Origin of the sequence: Amycolatopsis sp. cmx-4-54, assembly GCF_046548895.1 — a bacterium.
Taxonomy (GTDB): Bacteria; Actinomycetota; Actinomycetes; order Mycobacteriales; family Pseudonocardiaceae; genus Amycolatopsis.
Genome location: NZ_JAEBEJ010000022.1, coordinates 42,413 through 59,256, shown reverse-complemented (window position 1 = coordinate 59,256; position 16,844 = coordinate 42,413). Strand labels below are relative to the sequence as shown.

Annotated in this window: 17 protein-coding genes and 1 other RNA gene; 8 read left to right on the top strand and 10 right to left on the bottom strand. The window is 68.7% G+C overall.

All coding sequences use genetic code 11. The annotated features are described in order from the left end of the window. Window positions 1-102 precede the first annotated feature (102 nt). Both ACLJQ7_RS41580 and ACLJQ7_RS41575 read left to right on the top strand, forming a co-directional pair. Window positions 103-312 carry a hypothetical protein gene (locus ACLJQ7_RS41580; RefSeq protein ID WP_007034335.1) on the top strand — a complete coding sequence of 70 codons (210 nt, stop codon included), beginning with the start codon at window positions 103-105 and terminating at the stop codon, window positions 310-312. Continuing rightward, window positions 309-1,067, top strand: coding sequence for a hypothetical protein (locus tag ACLJQ7_RS41575; RefSeq protein WP_410653678.1), 759 nt, complete (start codon window positions 309-311; stop codon window positions 1,065-1,067). The genes ACLJQ7_RS41580 and ACLJQ7_RS41575 overlap by 4 nt, the downstream gene beginning before the upstream one ends. Window positions 1,068-1,094: 27 nt before the next feature. Here ACLJQ7_RS41575 and hutI read toward each other — a convergent pair whose 3' ends face one another. The 5 genes from hutI to hutH are packed head-to-tail and all read right to left on the bottom strand — an operon-like array spanning window position 1,095 to window position 7,926. Then, window positions 1,095-2,261 carry an imidazolonepropionase gene (hutI, locus tag ACLJQ7_RS41570; RefSeq protein ID WP_410653677.1) on the bottom strand — a complete coding sequence of 389 codons (1,167 nt, stop codon included), beginning with the start codon at window positions 2,259-2,261 and terminating at the stop codon, window positions 1,095-1,097. After that, the gene (locus ACLJQ7_RS41565; protein WP_410653676.1) at window positions 2,249-3,553 is read right to left on the bottom strand and encodes a formimidoylglutamate deiminase; all 1,305 of its coding nucleotides are present in this window, start codon (window positions 3,551-3,553) and stop codon (window positions 2,249-2,251) included. The genes hutI and ACLJQ7_RS41565 overlap by 13 nt, the downstream gene beginning before the upstream one ends. Next, window positions 3,550-4,746 (bottom strand): allantoate amidohydrolase, encoded by a 1,197-nt coding sequence (locus ACLJQ7_RS41560; RefSeq protein ID WP_410653675.1) that lies wholly within the window; start codon window positions 4,744-4,746, stop codon window positions 3,550-3,552. Before ACLJQ7_RS41560 ends, ACLJQ7_RS41565 begins: the two co-directional genes overlap by 4 nt. Beyond that, window positions 4,743-6,395 (bottom strand): urocanate hydratase, encoded by a 1,653-nt coding sequence (gene hutU / locus ACLJQ7_RS41555; RefSeq protein ID WP_410653674.1) that lies wholly within the window; start codon window positions 6,393-6,395, stop codon window positions 4,743-4,745. Before hutU ends, ACLJQ7_RS41560 begins: the two co-directional genes overlap by 4 nt. Window positions 6,396-6,399: 4 nt before the next feature. Then, window positions 6,400-7,926 (bottom strand): histidine ammonia-lyase, encoded by a 1,527-nt coding sequence (gene hutH, locus ACLJQ7_RS41550; protein ID WP_410653673.1) that lies wholly within the window; start codon window positions 7,924-7,926, stop codon window positions 6,400-6,402. 339 nt (window positions 7,927-8,265) lie between these two features. On the opposite strand from hutH, the gene ACLJQ7_RS41545 reads away from it, so the two are divergent. Further along, a complete protein-coding gene (locus ACLJQ7_RS41545; RefSeq protein WP_410653672.1) occupies window positions 8,266-9,051 on the top strand; it encodes an IclR family transcriptional regulator in 786 nt (261 codons plus the stop codon). Here ACLJQ7_RS41545 and ACLJQ7_RS41540 read toward each other — a convergent pair. Beyond that, entirely contained in the window at window positions 9,039-9,254 is a 216-nt protein-coding gene (locus tag ACLJQ7_RS41540) for a hypothetical protein (protein WP_125680489.1), read from the bottom strand. The two genes, ACLJQ7_RS41545 and ACLJQ7_RS41540, sit on opposite strands and share 13 nt — an antisense overlap. Before the next feature lie 466 nt (window positions 9,255-9,720). After that, window positions 9,721-10,093: a transfer-messenger RNA gene (gene ssrA / locus ACLJQ7_RS41535) on the bottom strand. A 155-nt stretch (window positions 10,094-10,248) separates the two neighbouring features. On the opposite strand from ssrA, the gene ACLJQ7_RS41530 reads away from it, so the two are divergent. The 5 genes from ACLJQ7_RS41530 (at window position 10,249) to ACLJQ7_RS41510 (ending at window position 14,490) form a co-directional block, all read left to right on the top strand. Beyond that, window positions 10,249-10,926 carry a sensor domain-containing protein gene (locus ACLJQ7_RS41530; protein ID WP_410653671.1) on the top strand — a complete coding sequence of 226 codons (678 nt, stop codon included), beginning with the start codon at window positions 10,249-10,251 and terminating at the stop codon, window positions 10,924-10,926. Continuing rightward, complete coding sequence (locus tag ACLJQ7_RS41525; RefSeq protein WP_410653670.1) at window positions 10,923-12,062, top strand: sensor histidine kinase; 1,140 nt, start codon at window positions 10,923-10,925, stop codon at window positions 12,060-12,062. Before ACLJQ7_RS41530 ends, ACLJQ7_RS41525 begins: the two co-directional genes overlap by 4 nt. Window positions 12,063-12,114: 52 nt before the next feature. Next, a complete protein-coding gene (locus ACLJQ7_RS41520; protein WP_219145731.1) occupies window positions 12,115-12,756 on the top strand; it encodes a response regulator transcription factor in 642 nt (213 codons plus the stop codon). An 81-nt stretch (window positions 12,757-12,837) separates the two neighbouring features. Continuing rightward, complete coding sequence (locus tag ACLJQ7_RS41515; RefSeq protein WP_410653669.1) at window positions 12,838-13,071, top strand: hypothetical protein; 234 nt, start codon at window positions 12,838-12,840, stop codon at window positions 13,069-13,071. Window positions 13,072-13,164: 93 nt separating this feature from the next. Beyond that, window positions 13,165-14,490 (top strand): acyltransferase family protein, encoded by a 1,326-nt coding sequence (locus ACLJQ7_RS41510; protein ID WP_410653668.1) that lies wholly within the window; start codon window positions 13,165-13,167, stop codon window positions 14,488-14,490. On the opposite strand, the gene ACLJQ7_RS41505 is transcribed toward ACLJQ7_RS41510, so the two are convergent. From ACLJQ7_RS41505 to ftsX, 3 genes are read right to left on the bottom strand one after another with little or no spacing between them, the layout of a single operon-like run. Continuing rightward, the gene (locus ACLJQ7_RS41505; RefSeq protein WP_410653667.1) at window positions 14,480-15,376 is read right to left on the bottom strand and encodes an amidohydrolase family protein; all 897 of its coding nucleotides are present in this window, start codon (window positions 15,374-15,376) and stop codon (window positions 14,480-14,482) included. The genes ACLJQ7_RS41510 and ACLJQ7_RS41505 overlap by 11 nt on opposite strands. Continuing rightward, complete coding sequence (gene smpB, locus ACLJQ7_RS41500; RefSeq protein WP_034322147.1) at window positions 15,373-15,855, bottom strand: SsrA-binding protein SmpB; 483 nt, start codon at window positions 15,853-15,855, stop codon at window positions 15,373-15,375. Before smpB ends, ACLJQ7_RS41505 begins: the two co-directional genes overlap by 4 nt. Window positions 15,856-15,906: 51 nt before the next feature. After that, on the bottom strand, window positions 15,907-16,800 hold the full coding sequence (gene ftsX, locus ACLJQ7_RS41495; RefSeq protein WP_410653666.1) for a permease-like cell division protein FtsX: 894 nt from the start codon (window positions 16,798-16,800) through the stop codon (window positions 15,907-15,909). Window positions 16,801-16,844 lie beyond the last annotated feature (44 nt).

Here is a 16,844-nt window from a genome sequence, read left to right as displayed (position 1 = left end):
TCCTTCACACGACAGAACGCTACAAGCCGTGACGAGCGGTCCGCCATGGACGAAAGTAAAGGTCCCCTGCTTCCCCGGTCCGATGAGGCATGATGATCGACCATGGCCGAGCGCACACTCACCGGTCAGCTAGGCGGTCCTGTTCCGGCAGGCATCGAAGCGCTGGCCGACAACGAAAAGCAGGACCTCTCCGACGCGCTGCGTGACGCGCGCCACCGCCAGGCCAAGGCATTGGCCGAAGCGGGCGAAGAGGGCCTGAAATACGTACCCGCGCTGCTGCGCGGCACCGTTCGCAAGGTGGTGGGCCTGTGACCACCGAAAACTTCGCCGCGCAGGCGGAGATCCTCAAACTCGCCCGCGTCCTCGGCACCGCCCCGGAGCGGCTTTCATACCTGGAGAAAGTGGACGCCGCCGAACTCCAGGTATTCCGCGAACAGGTGACGGACACGCTGTTCGACGCCAACCTCGCCGCCCTCGAGCGGATGGCGATGGCGAGCAAGCTCGTCCCGAGCCCGATCCTCGCGAAGATCGCCGAGAAGGTCTTCGGCCCGCTTCTGTGCGCGCGGATCGCCGGGCTGGTGGACGTCTCCCGCGGCGTCGACGTCGCGAAGCGCCTGAAGCCGCCCTTCCTCGCCGACGTCGCGGCCGAGCTGGACCCGCGCCGCGCGAGCGCGATCATCGCCAGGATCCCGCTCGACACCGTCGTCGCGGTCGCCGGTGAACTGGTGCGCCGTGAGGACTGGATCACCGTCGGCCGGTTCGTCGGTCATCTGCCCGATCCGACGGTGCGCCGGGCGCTGGCCGTCATCGGCGACGAGGCGCTGATCCGGATCGCGTTCGTCCTCGACGACAAGAGCCGGATCGATCACGTCCTCGGGCTGCTCTCCGAAGCCCGGTTCCGCGGTCTCCTCCAGGTCGCGGCCGCCGACGAGGACCTGTGGGCGCCGCTGCTCGACCTGCTCACCCACCTGAGCGAGAAGCGGGTCGAGCAGTGGGCCCACCTGCTGGGCGAGCTCCCGCCCGCCTTCCGTGAGCGCGTCCAGAACACCCTCGACCAGACGTCCTGAGCGCCGCGGGGGAGCAAGGGACCTTTGCTACCACTTTGCGGCGAAACCGCTGGTCAGACGCTCCCCACGCCGCCACACAGCGGCCGTCAGCGGCACCCCCGGCCGGTACGCGAGGTGCGTCGTCGAAGGCGCCTCCAGCACGTGAAGGTCGGCGCGCGCCCCCGGCCGCACGAAGCCCACATCGTCACGCCGCAACGCGCGAGCCCCGCCCGCCGTCGCCGACCACACCGCCTCGTCGATCGTCATCCGCATCTGCAGCACCGCCGTCGCGACACAGAACGCCATCGACGTCGTGTACGAGCTGCCCGGATTCGCGTTGCTGGCCAGCGCGACCGTCGCACCCGCGGCCAGGAGCCGCCGCGCCGGCGCCAACGGCTGCCGGGTCGACAGGTCGCACGCCGGCAGCAAGGTCGCGACGGTGTCCGAAGCAGCGAGAGCCTCGACATCCGCTTCGCTCAGGTACGTGCAGTGGTCGACACTCGCCGCCCCCAGCTCGACGGCGAGCCGCACGCCCGGCCCCTCCCCCAGCTGGTTCCCGTGCACCCGCAGCCCGAGCCCGCGTTCCCGCGCCGCCTTCAGCACCCGCCCGGACTGCGCCTCGTCGAACGCGCCGGTCTCGCAGAACACGTCCGCCCACCGCACGAGCGGCGCGACGGCGTCGAGCATGTCACCGCAGACCAAGTCCACATAGGACTCTGCGTCCGCGCCCGGCGGCACCAGATGCGCGCCGAGGAAGGTGACTTCGTCGGCCACCTCGGCAGCGATCCGCGCCGAACGCGCCTCGTCTTCGACGTTGAGCCCGTATCCGGTCTTCGTTTCCAGGCAGGTCGTGCCCTGCCTCGCCGCTTCGTCGACGTGCCGCCGCAGATTCGCCGCCAGCTGCTCGTCGGAAGCCGACCGCGTCGCTTCGACGGTGACCGCGATCCCTCCGGCGCTGTACGCCTTCCCGGCCATCCGCGCCTCGAACTCGGCGGTCCGGTCCCCGGCGAAGACCAGGTGCGTGTGGCTGTCCACCCAGCCGGGCAGCACCGCGCGGCCTTCGACGTCGACCCGCTCGTCCGCCTCGGGCGCGTCCGCGGCCGCGCCGACCCAGGCGATCGTTTCGCCCTCGACGACGACGGCCGCGTCGCGGAGTTTGCCCAGCTCGGCGTCGTTCGTGGTGAGTTCGCCGATTCCCGTGATCAGGACTGCCACAATGCCTCGATCTCCTTGGCCAAGACCGTTTCCGGCCGGTCGATCAGCTGATGCGCGCCGTCGCGGACGATCTCGCGCCCCGCGACGACGACGTCCCGGACGTCCGCGCCGGAGGCGGCGAAGACCACCCCGGACGGCTCGATCCCCGCGGTCCGCACTGAGCCGAGACCGACCGTCACCAGGTCCGCGCCCGCGCCCGGAGCCAGCTCGCCGACCTCGTCCCAGCCGACCGCGCCGTGATCCGTCGCCGCCACGAGCAGTTCCTCCGCGGTGAACCGCCCGCGCTTCTCGCTGGCGAGCCGTTCGTTCAGTTCCAGCGCCCTGGTCTCCTCGAACGCGTCGACGACCGCGTTGCTGTCACTGCCGAGCGACAGCCGCACTCCCGCGTCCAGCAGCGTCCGCGCGGGCCCGATGCCGTCGCCGAGATCCCGTTCGGTCGTCGGGCAGAAGCAGGCGCGGCTCTCCGCCTCGCCAAGCCATTTGATGTCGCCCGGGGTCAGGTGCGTCGCGTGCACCGCGGTGAGCCGCTCGCTGAGCACTCCGTTGTCCCAGAGCAGCCCAGTCGGAGTCCAATGATAGGCCGCCATGCACTGCTCGTTTTCGGCCCGCTGCTCGGAAAGATGGATGTGCAGTGGCCGATCATCGGGCGTTCCGTTGTCCACTTCGGACAATTCATCCTCGGGAACGGCGCGCACGGAATGGATCGCGCCGCCCACCCGGAACGTCTCGTCCTCCCGCAATTCGCCGGCTCGTTGCGCCCACTTGGTGGCCGTCCCATCCGAGAACCGCCGCTGGACCTCGTCGGGTTCGATGCCGATGCCGCCCGCCAGGTAGCAGGTGTCAAGAAGCGTGAGCCGGATCCCGGCGTCCCTGGCGGCCTGCCGCAGCGCCTCGCCCATCGCGTTCGGCTCCGCATAAGGCTTTCCGCCCGGCGCGTGGTGCAGGTAGTGGAACTCGCCGACGCTCGTGTACCCGGCCAGCACCATCTCCGCGTAGACCCCGCGCGCCAGACGGTAGTACGAATCCGGATCCAGCCGTGACGCGAGCGAGTACATCCGCTCGCGCCACGTCCAGAAGGTCCCGCGATCGTGATGCGTCCGGCCACGCAGCGCACGGTGGAACGCGTGCGAGTGCCCGTTGGCGAACCCCGGCAAGGTGAGTCCATTGAGGACAGTGCCTTCGCGAGGCGCGTTCACCGTCACCGAAGTGATCTTGCCGCCGTCGACCTCGATCCGGACGGCATCGGCGATCCCGTCCGGCAGCCAGGCACGTTCACACCAATATGTCGTCATGTCGACAGTTTCTCCAGGACGTCCGCGAGCGCGCGGGCACCGTGGTCGACGTCCGCCGCCTCGGAGAACTCCTCCGGCGAATGGCTGATGCCGGTGGGATTGCGCACGTAGAGCATCCCGGACGGGACGAACCCGGCGAGGATCGCGGCATCGTGCCCGGCACCGGTCGGCAGTTCCGGCGGCCCGCCCAGCCAGGTGCCCAGGTCACGGCGCAACGCGTCGTCGAAGATCACGTCATCCGAGTACGACTCCCGGGTGACCGCGACTCGGCAACCCTCTTGCCCGGCCGCCTCTTCGGCCAGCTTCGCGATCTCGGCGACCAGCTCGGGCGTATTCGCACCCGGCACCCGCGCGTCCAGCCACAGGTCCACAGTGGACGCGATGACGTTGGTCCCGCCGGGAATCGGCACGAGCCTGCCCACGGTGGCCCTCGCGTCGGCGGTCGCCTTGGCCAGCTTCCGCACGGCGAGCACGGTCTCGGCCGCCGGGATCATCGGGTCACGACGATCGCCGATCAACGTCGCACCGGCGTGGTTTCCCTGCCCCTGGAAGGAGAATCGCCACCGTCCGTGCGCGATCACGGTGTTGCCGACGGCGACCGGCGAACCGAGGTCGATCAACCCCCGCCCCTGCTCGACATGCAGTTCGAGGAACCGCCCGATCAGCCCGAGCCGCTCGGAGTCGCGGCCGACCCGTTCGGGATCGAGGCCGGTTTTCGCCGCCGCTTCGGCGAACGTGACGCCGTCCGGGTCGCGCAGGCCCCGTGCCTTGTCCGCGTCGATGGTCCCGGTCAGCAGCCGCGACCCGAGGCACGGCACGCCGAAGCGACCACCCTCTTCCTCCGCGAAGACCACGACGGCGAACGGCTTGCCGGGACGGAATCCCTTGCCCTGCAAGATCTCCACCGCGTCGAGCGCACTCGCGACGCCGAGCGGGCCGTCGAAGGCGCCGCCGCCGGGCACCGAGTCGAGGTGACTTCCCGTGACGACCGCGTCCGGGCCGGGTGTGCCCCACCAGGCCCAGATGTTGCCGTTGCGGTCGGTCTCGACGCCCAGTCCCAGCCGGCCCGCGCGTTCGACGAACCACTCGCGGAGTTCGGTTTCGGCCGCGTCGAAGGCGTGACGGGAGTAGCCGCCGCGCTTCGGGTCGCGGCCGACGTCCGAGATCTCCGCCAGCAGCGAGGACGCGGTCACTCGGCGTCCCGCATCGGCACGCGCACGCCGCGCTCGTCGGCGACGTCGGCGGCGCGGTCATACCCGGCGTCGACGTGCCGGATGACGCCCATACCCGGGTCGTTGGTGAGCACCCGCTCGAGTTTCTGCGCCGCCAGCAGGGTTCCGTCGGCCACGCTGACCTGACCCGCGTGGATGGAGCGGCCCATACCGACCCCGCCGCCGTGGTGAATCGACACCCAGCTGGCGCCCGACGAGGTGTTGACCAGCGCGTTCAGCAACGGCCAGTCGGCGATCGCGTCGGAACCGTCGGCCATGCCCTCGGTCTCGCGGTACGGCGAGGCGACACTGCCCGAGTCGAGGTGATCGCGGCCGATGACGACCGGCGCCTTCAGCTCGCCGCTGGCGACCATCTCGTTGAACCGCAGGCCCGCGAGGTGCCGCTCGCCGTAGCCGAGCCAGCAGATCCGCGACGGAAGCCCCTGGAACGCGACGCGTTCCCCCGCCAGCTTGATCCAGCGTGCGAGGGATTCGTTCTCCGGGAACAGTTCCAGCATCGCGCGATCGGTCGCCGCGATGTCCTCGGGATCGCCCGACAGCGCCGCCCAGCGGAACGGGCCGTTGCCCTCGCAGAACAGCGGGCGGATGTAGGCGGGCACGAACCCCGGGAAATCGAACGCGCGCTCGCAGCCGCCGAGTTTCGCTTCCCCGCGCAGGGAGTTGCCGTAGTCGAAGACCTCGGCGCCCTTGTCGAGGAAGCCCAGCATCGCGTCGACGTGCTCAGCCATCGACTCGCGGGCGCGCTCGGTGAACTCGTCAGGCTTCTTGTCGGCGTAGTCCTGCCATTCGTCGACGCCGATCCCCTTGGGCAGATAGGAAAGCGGGTCGTGCGCGGAGGTCTGGTCGGTGACGATGTCGACCTCGACACCACGGCGCAGCAGTTCGGGCAGCACCTCGGCGGCGTTGCCGACCACACCGACGGACAGCGCGCGCTTCTCCTTCTTCGCGACCTCCACCCGGCGGATCGCGTCGTCGAGGTCATCGGCGACCTCGTCGAGGTAGCGGGTCTCGACGCGGCGGTGGGCGCGCTGCGGGTCGCATTCGATGACGAGCGCGACGCCGTCGTTCATCGTGACCGCCAGCGGTTGCGCGCCGCCCATGCCGCCGAGACCGGCGGTGACGGTGAGCGTGCCCTTGAGGCTGCCCCCGAACCGTTTCTTGGCGACGGCGGCGAAAGTCTCGTACGTGCCCTGCAGGATTCCCTGCGTGCCGATGTAGATCCAGGACCCCGCGGTCATCTGGCCATACATGGTCAGGCCCTGGGCCTCCAGGCGGCGGAACTCGGGCCACGTCGCCCAGTCGCCGACGAGGTTGGAGTTCGCGATGAGCACCCGCGGCGCCCATTCGTGCGTGCGGAACACGCCGACCGGCTTGCCGGACTGGACGAGCAGCGTCTCGTCCTGTTCCAAACCGGTCAGTTCGCGGGTGATCGCGTCGAAACTCGCCCAGTTGCGGGCGGCCTTGCCGGTACCGCCGTAGACGACCAGGTCCTCCGGGCGCTCGGCGACGTCGGGGTCGAGGTTGTTGTGGAACATCCGCAGCGCGGCTTCGGTTTGCCAGTTCTTCGCGGTGAGTGTGGTGCCTCGGGCGGCACGGACCGTGCGGGTCATGGGCTCAGACCTCCAGTTGGGCCGCGGCGAGGACGGCACCCGACGCGACGAGTTCTTCGGCGGCGGCGATCTCCGGCGCCAGATGACGGTCGGGGCCGGGGCCCTCGACCTTGGTGCGGACGAGATCCCGGACCCGGCCGGTGACCGGCGACGGGACCAGGGGCGCGCGCATGTCGAGTGCCCGCGCGGCGGTGAGCAGTTCGATGGCGAGGACCGTGTTGAGGCCCTCGACGGCCTTGCGCAGCTTGCGCGCGGCGGACCAGCCCATGGAGACGTGGTCCTCCTGCATGGCGCTGCTCGGGATCGAATCGACCGACGCCGGCACCGCGAGCCGCTTGAGTTCGCTGACGATGGCCGCCTGCGTGTACTGCGCGATCATGTGGCCGGAATCGACGCCGGGGTCGAAGGCGAGGAACGGCGGCAGGCCGTGCGATCGGGCCTTGTCGAGCATCCGGTCCGTGCGGCGCTCGGCGATACTGGCGACGTCCGTGAGCGGGATGGCGAGGAAGTCGAGCACATACGCGACCGGGGCACCGTGGAAGTTGCCGTTCGACTCGACGCGGCCGTCGGACAACACGACCGGGTTGTCGACCGCGGAGTGAAGCTCACGCTCGGCGACGAGTTCGGCGTGCGTGAGGCTGTCGCGTGCGCCGCCGTGCACCTGGGGCGCGCAGCGAAGGGAGTACGCGTCTTGCACGCGGTTGCAATCGGGGCCGCGGTGGCTCTCGACGATCTTCGAGTCCTGAAGTGCCGTCCACATCCGCTGGGCGCTCAGCGCCTGGCCCGGATGCGGGCGCAGCGCCTGGAGGTCGGCCGCGAAGGCGCGATCGGTGCCGAGGAGCGCTTCGACGCTCATCGCCGCGGTGATGTCGGCGGTGTCGAGAAGCTTGCGAAGGTCGGCCGCGGCGAGCAGGAGCATGCCGAGCATGCCGTCGGTCCCGTTCGTGAGGGCGAGGCCCTCCTTCTCCGCGAGAAGGACAGGCTCGATGCCAGCGTGCTTCAGCGCTACGCCGGCCTGGACGACTTCGCCGTTGTACTCGACTTCGCCCTCTCCCATCAGGGCGAGCGCGACAGCGGCGAGGGGCGCGAGGTCACCGGAGCAGCCGAGAGAGCCGTACTCGTGCACGAGCGGCGTGATCCCGGCGTTGAGCAGGGCCGCAAGCGCTTGCGCGGTCTGCGGCCGGATACCGGTGTACCCGCTGGCGAGAGTGCGGAGGCGCAGCAGCATCAGCGCGCGCACGACCTCGGTCTCCACGACCGGCCCCGCGCCCGCCGCATGCGACCGGATCAGCGACCGCTGCAGGGCGGTGCGGCTCTCGAGCGGAATGTGCCTGGTGGCGAGCGCCCCGAAGCCCGTCGAAACGCCGTACGTCGGCGTCTCGGCGTGCGCGAGGTTGTCGATGTGCTGACGCGTGGCGGCGAGGTTCTTCTCGGCCGCTTCGCTGACCGCGACGGGCGAGTGGTCACGGGCGACCGCGACGACCTGTTCGGGCCGAAGCGGTTCGGAGCCCAGAAGTACGGTTTCCGGCATAGCTCCATTGGACAACGCCATGCCCGCTGGTGGGCGGCCCCAACCGGTGGTTGTGTCTGGTATCCAAGACACGCGCGGTGGGAGCAAGGGACCTTTGCTACCGCGGCGGCGGAGGGTGTGTGGAATTAGAGACGTTGAGTGTCCCTATTTCCACACACCCCGTACTCCGCGTAGCGATGCATACCGACCGTGTGGGTTTTGGGACATCTGACGTCCCAAAACCCACACGGTCACCTGCGGAAAGAGAGCAAGGGACCTTTGCTATCACTTACCTCAACATTGAGAGAAGTGATAGCAAAGGTCCCTTGCTCCCCCGCCGAAGCGAAACAGGAGGTCGGCATGGGTGACAGCAGCGAGGTCCCGGCTCTGCGACGCGGCCTCGGCATCCTTCGCGCCCTCGCGGCGCGACCGGGCCCGGTGTCGGCGGCCGCGATCGCGCGCGAACTCGGCCTGCCGCGTTCGACGACGTATCACCTGCTCGCCGAACTGGAGACCGCCGGTTTCGTGACGCACTTGCCCGCCGAGCGCCGGTACGGCCTCGGTATCGCCGCGTTCGAGCTCGGCTCGGCCTACCTGCGGCACGACCCGCTGGAGCGGCTCGCGCTCCCGCTGCTGCGCAAACTCGCCGACCGCGTCGGCCACACCGCGCATCTGGGCGTGCTTCACGGCAACGAGTCGCTCTACCTGGTCAAAGAGCGGCCCACCCGCCCGGAAACCCTGGTGACCGAGGTCGGCGTCCGGCTGCCTGGCCAGCTCACGGCCTCGGGCAGGGCGATACTGCGGCACCTGCCGTCACCACACGTCCGTGCGCTCTTTCCGAACGCGTCGGCGTTCGTCCTGCGCACCGGTCGCGGCCCGCGCACTCTCGCCGAACTGCGCCGGACGCTGAACGCGGAGGGCAGGCTCGGCTGGGCGGTCGAAGATGGACACGTCACCGAAGGATTCGCCTCGGTGGCCTGCCCGGTTTTCGACCACGGCGGCCGGCCGATGGCCGCGATCAGCGTGACCCTCCGCCACCTCTGCCCGGGAGCCGAGGGGTGTGAGGAGACTTGGCCGGTCCTCGCCGAGGAGGTCCGCCTGACCGCGGCCGAACTGACCACCCGGATCGGGGGTCAGATGCGCTGAGCGTGCTTCTTCTGGACTCCCTCGAGCCCGAGCATCGCCAGCAGTTCAGCACAGTCGAGGGCATCCGAAGCGTGCCCTGCGACGGTTCGTGCGGCCCTGCCGTTCTGCAGCGTGAGGCGGACTTCTTCCTCCGCTCGCACACCGGCCATCCGGCTCTGGTCTTCAGCGGGGTCGGGACGACTGGAATGCCTAGCCCAGGTCATCTGCCACCTTCTTCCGGCCCTCCGGCGACACGGGGTCGTTTCGAAAGAGGGCCATGGTCGGACACTCAGCATGACATCCCACCCCGCGGCAGTTCCCGGCGCGGGTGAATTGAGACAAAAACGATCTAGTTTTCGCTACTCTCCGTGATTCAAAAAAGACTCGAGCCGGGTGTTGAACGGCGCGCCCGTGTCCGGCACCAGATGCCCCATCCCCGCACGATCTCGCGGCGCGCACCGGTCCCGTCCGCGATCGCGTCGGCGATGATCTCGTACTCCGGCCGGCGGCCCCTACCTTGCCTTCGGATTCAAGCTTTGGATCACGGAAAATTGTCGACATTCGAGCGACGTGACTTGACGGCCCTATGACACCTGACGGCGAGTGTCTGCCCGAGCACTCACCGTCCTCATGCCCGACACGCAAAGAAGCGGCCCCACCCCCCTCAGGGGGCAGGGCCGCTCCGTCGACCAGTGGAGGTGCCGGGAATTGAACCCGGGTCCTCTGGCGTATCACCAGGACTTCTCCGTGCGCAGTCCGCTATGTCTCTACTTGGCCCCTTCAGTCACGCGAACAAGCTGAAGTGACGAGCCCAGCCACTGTTTGTTTCCCAACCACACCCCGCAGCCGAGTGTGGCGGCAAGCCTCCTAGCTGATGCCGGTGACCGGGTCGGAGGCGACCCCGGACCGACAGAGTTGCTCTACTGCTTAGGCAGCAAGAGCGAACTCGCGCTGGCTCTTAGGCTCGGCGCTTATTGGTTTGCGATGACGCTTACGGTGGTCTCTCGCCTGCACCGGCACGCTTCTCCTGATTCAACGTCCAAAGTCGAAACCGTTCACCCCCTTGGTGGGACACAACCTGTACATCATAACGCGGACGGCAACCGGGTTAATCCCGCAGGTGGGGCTAGCCCTACCTGGCAGATGCCCGCGCGCACCATGTCACCGGACGACCGCGGGCGCGATGCTGGACTCCTCGCACCAGAGAGGAGCACGACCATGAGCTCGCTAGCGGCCGAGCGGGAGCTGAGCAGGGCCGATCCGTCGTTCGGCGGCTCGCTCGTCTACCTGCTGATGAACCTGCCGATGGGCGTCCTGGCCTTCGCGCTCCTGACGTCTTTCATCTCGGCGGGCATCGGCACGGCGGTGGTCTGGGTCGGGTTGCCCATCCTCGCGCTGGTGATCCTGACGGTCCGCGGCGCGGCCCGGATGGAACGCGCCAGGGTGTACGCGCTGCTCGACCGCTACATCGACCTGCCGTATCTCCCACTACCCGTCGCCGGCCAGTCCGTGCGCTGGAAGGCACGGCTGAAGGACGGCTCGACCTGGCGCGACCTCGGCTACTTCTTCCTGCTCTTCCCGCTCGGCATCGTCGAGTTCGTCCTGGTCACGGTGTTCTGGTCGACCAGTCTCGGCCTGGCGGGCCTGCCGATCTTCTACCGCTTCCTGCCCGGCGGCGAGTACCGCTTCCCGACCTGGGAAAACGCGTGGTTCACCGTCGATTCGACGGTCTCGGCCCTGCCTTGGGCGGCGCTCGGAGTGCTCTGCATCGCGCTGTCGGTAGCGTTGACGAAGGCGCTGGCCGGAATGCACGCCCGGCTGGCGGCGGCGCTGCTCGGGCCGACCCACGCCCAGCGCCGCCGTCTGGAGGATTCATGGGGCGAGGTTCAGGGATGACGATCGACCAGCAAGTTCAGCAGGTGGGGATTCCGCGGCCGCGGCCGTTGCGGTCGATCGTCTACATGATCGTCAGCTTCGTGTTCCGGCTCCTGCAGTTCGTTCTCATCGTCGTCGGCCTGGCGGTCGGCATCGCGACGGCCGTGGTGTGGATCGGTTTCCCGATCCTCATGGCCACGACCAATTTCATCCGCTGGTCCGCCGACCGCGAGCGGGGCTGGGCGCGCACGATGCTCGAGACTCCGCTGGAGCCGGTCGAACGCCTGCCGGTCGAGGGGCTTTCGCTGGTCAAGCGCTGGCTGACCCGGTTGACCGACGCGACGACGTGGCGCGATCTCGCCTACCTGATGGCGGCGTTCCCCTTGGCGTGTCTGGAGCTTCCGATCGCGATCGCGTCGATCGTGCTGCTGCCGATGGCGATCTGGGTCACCCCGTGGCTCGGGTGGCTGCACGGAAACCTGGCGTTCTCGCTGCTCGGCCCGAACCGCACCCAGCGGCTGGAGCGGAAGGCCGAGCGGTTGCAGGCGTCGCGGGCTCGCGGTGTCGACGCCGCCGAGGCCGAACGCCGCCGTATCGAGCGGGACCTGCACGACGGCGCCCAGCAGCGCCTGGTCGCCGTCGCGATGAGCCTCGGCCGCGCGAAGTCGAAGTTCGACCAGGATCCGGACGCGGTGCGCGAACTGATCGACGAGGCGCATCTCGACGCCAAACTCGCGGTTTCGGAATTGCGCGATCTCGCCCGCGGGATCTATCCGGCCGTACTCGGCGACCGCGGTCTCGACGCCGCCTTGTCCGCACAGGCCGCGAAATCACCGATCCACGTCGACGTCGAGGTGGACGTCGAACCGCGGCCGCCCGCCGCGGTCGAGACGACGGCCTACTTCATCGTCGGCGAGACACTCACGAACATCGCGAAGCACTCGGGAGCGACCGAAGCGGGCGTGAAGGTGTGGCGCACCGACTCGATGGTCATCGTCGAGATCACCGACAACGGGCACGGTGGCGCCGAAGTCCGGCCAGGTGGCGGCCTCGCGGGGCTCGCCGACCGGGCCGCCACGATCGACGGCGTGATCACCGTCGTCAGCCCGCCCGGCGGCCCGACGGTGATTCGCGCGGACCTGCCGTGCCAATGGTGACCCGCTCGTGAGTGAATAGGCTCTGCCATTCACTCACGACGCTGGGGGCAGCATGCGGGTTGTCATCGCCGAAGACGCGGTTCTGTTGCGCGCGGGGGTGATCCGCCTCCTCGCCGACGAGGACATCGAGACCGTCGCGGCCGTGGACAACGGTGACGACCTGCTGGTCGCGGTCAAGGAGCACCGGCCGGATCTCGCGATCGTCGACGTGCGGATGCCGCCCACCTTCACCGACGAGGGCCTGCGCGCCGCTCTGGGCGCTCGTGAGGTCATCCCGGGCCTGCCCGTTCTCGTGCTCTCCCAGTACGTCGAGGAGAGCTACGCCGTCGAGCTCCTGTCCGGCGGCGCGGGCGGAGTCGGTTACCTGCTCAAGGAACGCGTCGCCGACGTCGGGGATTTCCTCGACGCGGTCAAACGTGTCGCCGGCGGTGGCACGGCCATCGACCCGGACGTCATCGCGCAGCTGATGGCCCGGGGCCGCAAGAACCCGCTCGACGCGCTCACCGCCCGCGAGTCCGAGGTGCTGGGGCTGATGGCGCAAGGGCTCTCGAACACCGCGATCGCGAACTCGCTCGTCGTCTCGCACGGCGCGGTCGAGAAGCACATCGGCAACATCTTCGCCAAGCTCGGCCTCGAAGCGAGTTCGGTGGAACACCGCCGGGTCCGCGCGGTGCTCACTTACTTAGGACGCTGAAGTAGCTCTTGGTGGCGACGCCGTCACTCACCTAACATGGGCAGACTGTAGGTGGGTGACGCGCCGAACCGAGGAGGAACCATGACCGACAGGCCCTCCCACAGCGCCCGTTTCTTCGGCGGCCCCCTCGACGGACGCGTCCAGGAACTCGGTGACACCGAGCCGGTCGCGGGCACCGTCCTCAAACACGTCCATCTGCACGACGGCCCGAAGATCGAGACCCGCTACGAACTCGGCCTCGCCGAGGACGACTGCTGGGAGTTCCGGCTGTGCGCCGCCCCGCTCCCGGAGCCCGAGACCGACGGCGTGGGGTAGGGAAAACTCCACCTTCCGAGGGCGAAAACAGGAAGATCGATACGGCGGCCCGCACCGCTGTTTTCCCGGCCTCGAAGCACCAGGCTCTTTTTCATGCACACGAGCCAGAAACAGGGCCGGGACAGGTTCCTGGACATCGTCCGAGCGGTCGCGATCCTCGCGGTCGTCGTTCAGCACTGGGGAATGCCGGTGCTCTCGTACGCCGACGGCCATCTCTCGACCGGGAACGCCCTCGCGACGCCCGGCTGGTGGGTCATCACCTGGCTCAGCCAGGTCATGCCGCTCGTCTTCTTCGCCGGCGGCGCGGCGAACCTGATCTCGTTGAGCCGCGCGGAAAGTTCCCGCTCCTGGCTCGCGGCCCGCCTCAAGCGGCTGATGATCCCGGTGCTGCCGCTGGTGGCCGTCTGGCTGTTCGTCCCGGACATCCTGCGCGGGATGGGCATTCCGGAACAGCCGCTGCAGGTCGGCGGTGCGATCGCCGCGCAGCTGCTGTGGTTCCTGGCCGTGTACGTGCTCACCGTGCTGCTCACCCCGCTGATGGCCACCGCGCACCGGCGCTGGGGCCTCAAGGTCCCGCTCGTGATGCTCGCCGCCGCGGTCCTCGTCGACGTCGCCCGCTTCAACGACCTCGGCCTGATCGGTTTCGCGAACGCGATCTTCGTCTGGATGGCCGTGCACCAGCTCGGTTTCCACTACACGCGAGGCCGTCTCGGTGCGCTGAGCCGCAACGCCGCGCTGGGCATGGCGGGCACCGGCTTCGGCATCACCGCGCTGATGGTCGCCTTCGGCCCGTATCCCGCGAGCATGATCGGCATGCCGGGTGCCCCGGTGTCGAACATGAGCCCGCCGACCGTGCTGCTGGCCTTCCTCGCGATCGGCCAGATCGGGCTCCTGCTGGCCTTCAAACCGCAGTTGAACGCCATGGCCACCCGGCCGGGTCTCGACGCCGCGCTGAAGTGGATCGGTCCGCGGTTCATGAGCGTCTACCTGTGGCACATGCCGGCGCTGATCGTCGTCTCCGGTGTCGCGGTCTACGGCCTTGGCTACGAAACCCCCGAACCGGGTTCCGTGCTGTGGCTGACGATGCTCCCCGCGTGGCTCGGCGCCTGCGGGCTGGTGCTCTTCGGTTTGCTGCGGATGTTCGCCCGGTTCGAAACGCAGAAGTCCGGTCCCGCGCCGACCGCCCACACGCCTCAGCTGGTGGTGGCCGGGCTGGCGATCGCAGGCGGCCTGCTCGGGCTGGCCGCGCACGGTTTCGCCCCGCTGAGCGACGGTCTCGCCCAGGGCCCGGCGCCGTGGGTGGCGCTGGCGACGGGCGGATTCCTCCTGGCGGGCAAGCAGATCCAGGTTTCGGAGCTGGGAACGCGGATGCTCGGACGCGCCGTCTCGGTCACCGAGGTGGCACAGCTCAAACGCTGAGCAGTTTCGCGGGGGTGTCGTGCAGCACCGCCCGCAGGAACGGCTCACCCAGGCGATCGTCGGCGGCCCAGCCGGCGATCGCCCGCAGCTGTGTGGCGTACGAGTACGGGATGTTGGGGAAGTCGGTGCCGAGTACGACGCGATCGGGGAACTCGGCCAGCAGATCCGTCCAGTCCGGCGGGAGCGGATTGCCGCGCGAGGTGAACTCCACCCCGACCATCGTGGTGTCGAGGTACACGCGCGGATACTTCCTGGCCAGCTCGAACGCGAAGTCGATCTCCGGCATGCCGGCGTGCGCGAGCACCAGCGTCAGGCTGGGATGCCGGACCAGGATCTCCTCGAACAGCCGTAGCCCGGTGTAGGCGCCCTTCAACGGACCGTGTCCACAGTGGACGACCACCGGGACACCCGCGTCCGCCAGCGCGCCCCAGACGCCGTCCAGCAGCTCGTCACGCGGGTCGTAGGCGCCGACCTGGACGTGCGCCTTGAAACAGCGGGCGCCCGCACGCAGCGCACCGTCCACAACGGACAGCGCGGACGGCTCCGGGTAGAAGGTGCCCGTCGGCACCGCCTCGGGGACGCGGTCCGCGAATTCCAGCGCCCACGACGTCAGCCATTCGGCCATCCCCGGCTTGTGCGGATAGACCAGCGGCGCGAACCTGCGCACGCCGAACGAGCGCAGGGTCTCGATCCGCTCTTCTTCCGGTGTGCGGTAGTGCACCGGCCAGGCCTTGCCGTAGTGCTCTTCGGCTTGGTCGAAGTAGGCCCACACCTTGTCCATGACCTGCTTGGGCAGGAAGTGCAGGTGAAGGTCCACGAGCCCGTCGATGCCGAGCGCCGAGATCCAACCGGGGATCTCGGCGTCCGACGCTGGCCCGTGGATCAATCGTTGTACCGGCCCTTCAGCGCCCGGCCCATGGCCCGGCTGATGGTGCGATCCGCGTCGCGCTTGGCGATGTCCTGCCGCTTGTCGTAGGACTTCTTGCCCTTCGCGAGCGCGATCTCGACCTTGACCTTGCCGTCCTTGAAGTACATCGACAGCGGGACCAGAGAAAGGCCGCTCTCCTTGGTCTTGCCGATGAGCTTCTCGATCTCCTGGCGGTGCAGCAGCAGTTTCCGGGTGCGCCGGGGCGTGTGGTTCGTCCACGTGCCCTGCACGTACTCCGGGATGTGCACGTTCCGCAGCCAGACTTCGCCGTCGTCCACCGTGGCGAACGCGTCGGCCAGCGATGCCCGTCCTTCACGCAGGCTCTTCACCTCGGTACCGACGAGCACGAGACCGGCTTCGTAGGTGTCGAGGATGGAGTAATCGTGGCGAGCCTTGCGGTTCGACACGATCACCTTGTGTCCACGTTCCTTGGGCATAGCGGCGACTCTACGTGAGTTTCTGTGTTCGGGCAGGTGGTTATCGGGCGGCTAGTGGCGCACGTACAGGCGCAGCGTCACATAGCCGGTGATCGCCGAAATGACGATCGAGACGGCGAGCAGGATCGGCGCCACCGGGAACAGCAATTCGAGCATGCCGACCGCGGGGAACACGTCCCCGGTGAGCACCAAGTCGAGCAACAGCACCTTGGTGAGCACGAGGAAGACGATGCCGATGATCGCACCGACCAGGCCGGCGACCACCGCCTCCAGGAGGAACGGCAGCTGCGTGTACCAGCGGGTCGCGCCGACCAGCCGCATGATGCCGACCTCGGTGCGCCGGGTGAACGCCGACACCTGGATCGTGTTGGCGATCAGCAGCAGCGCGGCGATGGCCATGATCAGCGCGGCACCGAAGGCCAGGTTCCGCACACCGTTGAGCGCGTTGAAGACGCGGTCCAGTGCCTTCTGCTGGTCGTCGACCTTGCTGACGCCGGGTTTGCCGGTGTACTCCTGGATGATCGCCTGGCTGCGCTCGGGGTTCTTCAGCTTGACGTGCAGCGACGCGGGCAGCGCCTCCGGCCCGGTCAGCGCGAGCAGTTCCGGCTGGCTCTCGAACATCTTCTTGAACCGCTCGTAGGACTGCTCGCGGTTCTCGAACACGACCGACTCGACGCCGTCGTTGCCCTGCAGATCCTGGCGCAGCGACTGGCAGGCGGACTGCGAGCAGTTCGGGTCACCCGAGCTGATGTCGTTGACCAGATAGACCGAAACCTCGACATCGGCGAGGAAGTTGGCCTTCATCTTGTCGATCGTGCCGACGGCCAGCAGGCCGAAGCCGAGCATGGCGAGGGAGACCGCGGTGGTGAGGATCATCGCGATGGTCATCGTGATGTTCCGGCGCAAGCCGGTGACTACCTCGCTGAAGACGAAACTGGCGCGCATCGGGGTTGATGTCCCTTGGAAGTCGTGGGTTACGGAGGAGGGCG

Excerpts from the sequence above, each read along its gene's own strand:
- ACLJQ7_RS41545 (WP_410653672.1), top strand. The coding sequence starts at position 8,266 with ATGGGTGACAGCAGCGAGGTCCCGGCTCTGCGACGCGGCCTCGGCATC.
- ACLJQ7_RS41510 (WP_410653668.1), top strand. The coding sequence starts at position 13,165 with ATGCACACGAGCCAGAAACAGGGCCGGGACAGGTTCCTGGACATCGTC.
- ACLJQ7_RS41540 (WP_125680489.1), bottom strand. The coding sequence starts at position 9,254 with ATGACCTGGGCTAGGCATTCCAGTCGTCCCGACCCCGCTGAAGACCAG.
- ACLJQ7_RS41530 (WP_410653671.1), top strand. The coding sequence starts at position 10,249 with ATGAGCTCGCTAGCGGCCGAGCGGGAGCTGAGCAGGGCCGATCCGTCG.
- ACLJQ7_RS41565 (WP_410653676.1), bottom strand. The coding sequence starts at position 3,553 with ATGACGACATATTGGTGTGAACGTGCCTGGCTGCCGGACGGGATCGCC.
- ACLJQ7_RS41515 (WP_410653669.1), top strand. The coding sequence starts at position 12,838 with ATGACCGACAGGCCCTCCCACAGCGCCCGTTTCTTCGGCGGCCCCCTC.
- smpB (WP_034322147.1), bottom strand. The coding sequence starts at position 15,855 with ATGCCCAAGGAACGTGGACACAAGGTGATCGTGTCGAACCGCAAGGCT.
- ACLJQ7_RS41525 (WP_410653670.1), top strand. The coding sequence starts at position 10,923 with ATGACGATCGACCAGCAAGTTCAGCAGGTGGGGATTCCGCGGCCGCGG.
- ACLJQ7_RS41520 (WP_219145731.1), top strand. The coding sequence starts at position 12,115 with ATGCGGGTTGTCATCGCCGAAGACGCGGTTCTGTTGCGCGCGGGGGTG.
- ftsX (WP_410653666.1), bottom strand. The coding sequence starts at position 16,800 with ATGCGCGCCAGTTTCGTCTTCAGCGAGGTAGTCACCGGCTTGCGCCGG.
- ACLJQ7_RS41580 (WP_007034335.1), top strand. The coding sequence starts at position 103 with ATGGCCGAGCGCACACTCACCGGTCAGCTAGGCGGTCCTGTTCCGGCA.
- hutH (WP_410653673.1), bottom strand. The coding sequence starts at position 7,926 with ATGCCGGAAACCGTACTTCTGGGCTCCGAACCGCTTCGGCCCGAACAG.
- hutU (WP_410653674.1), bottom strand. The coding sequence starts at position 6,395 with ATGACCCGCACGGTCCGTGCCGCCCGAGGCACCACACTCACCGCGAAG.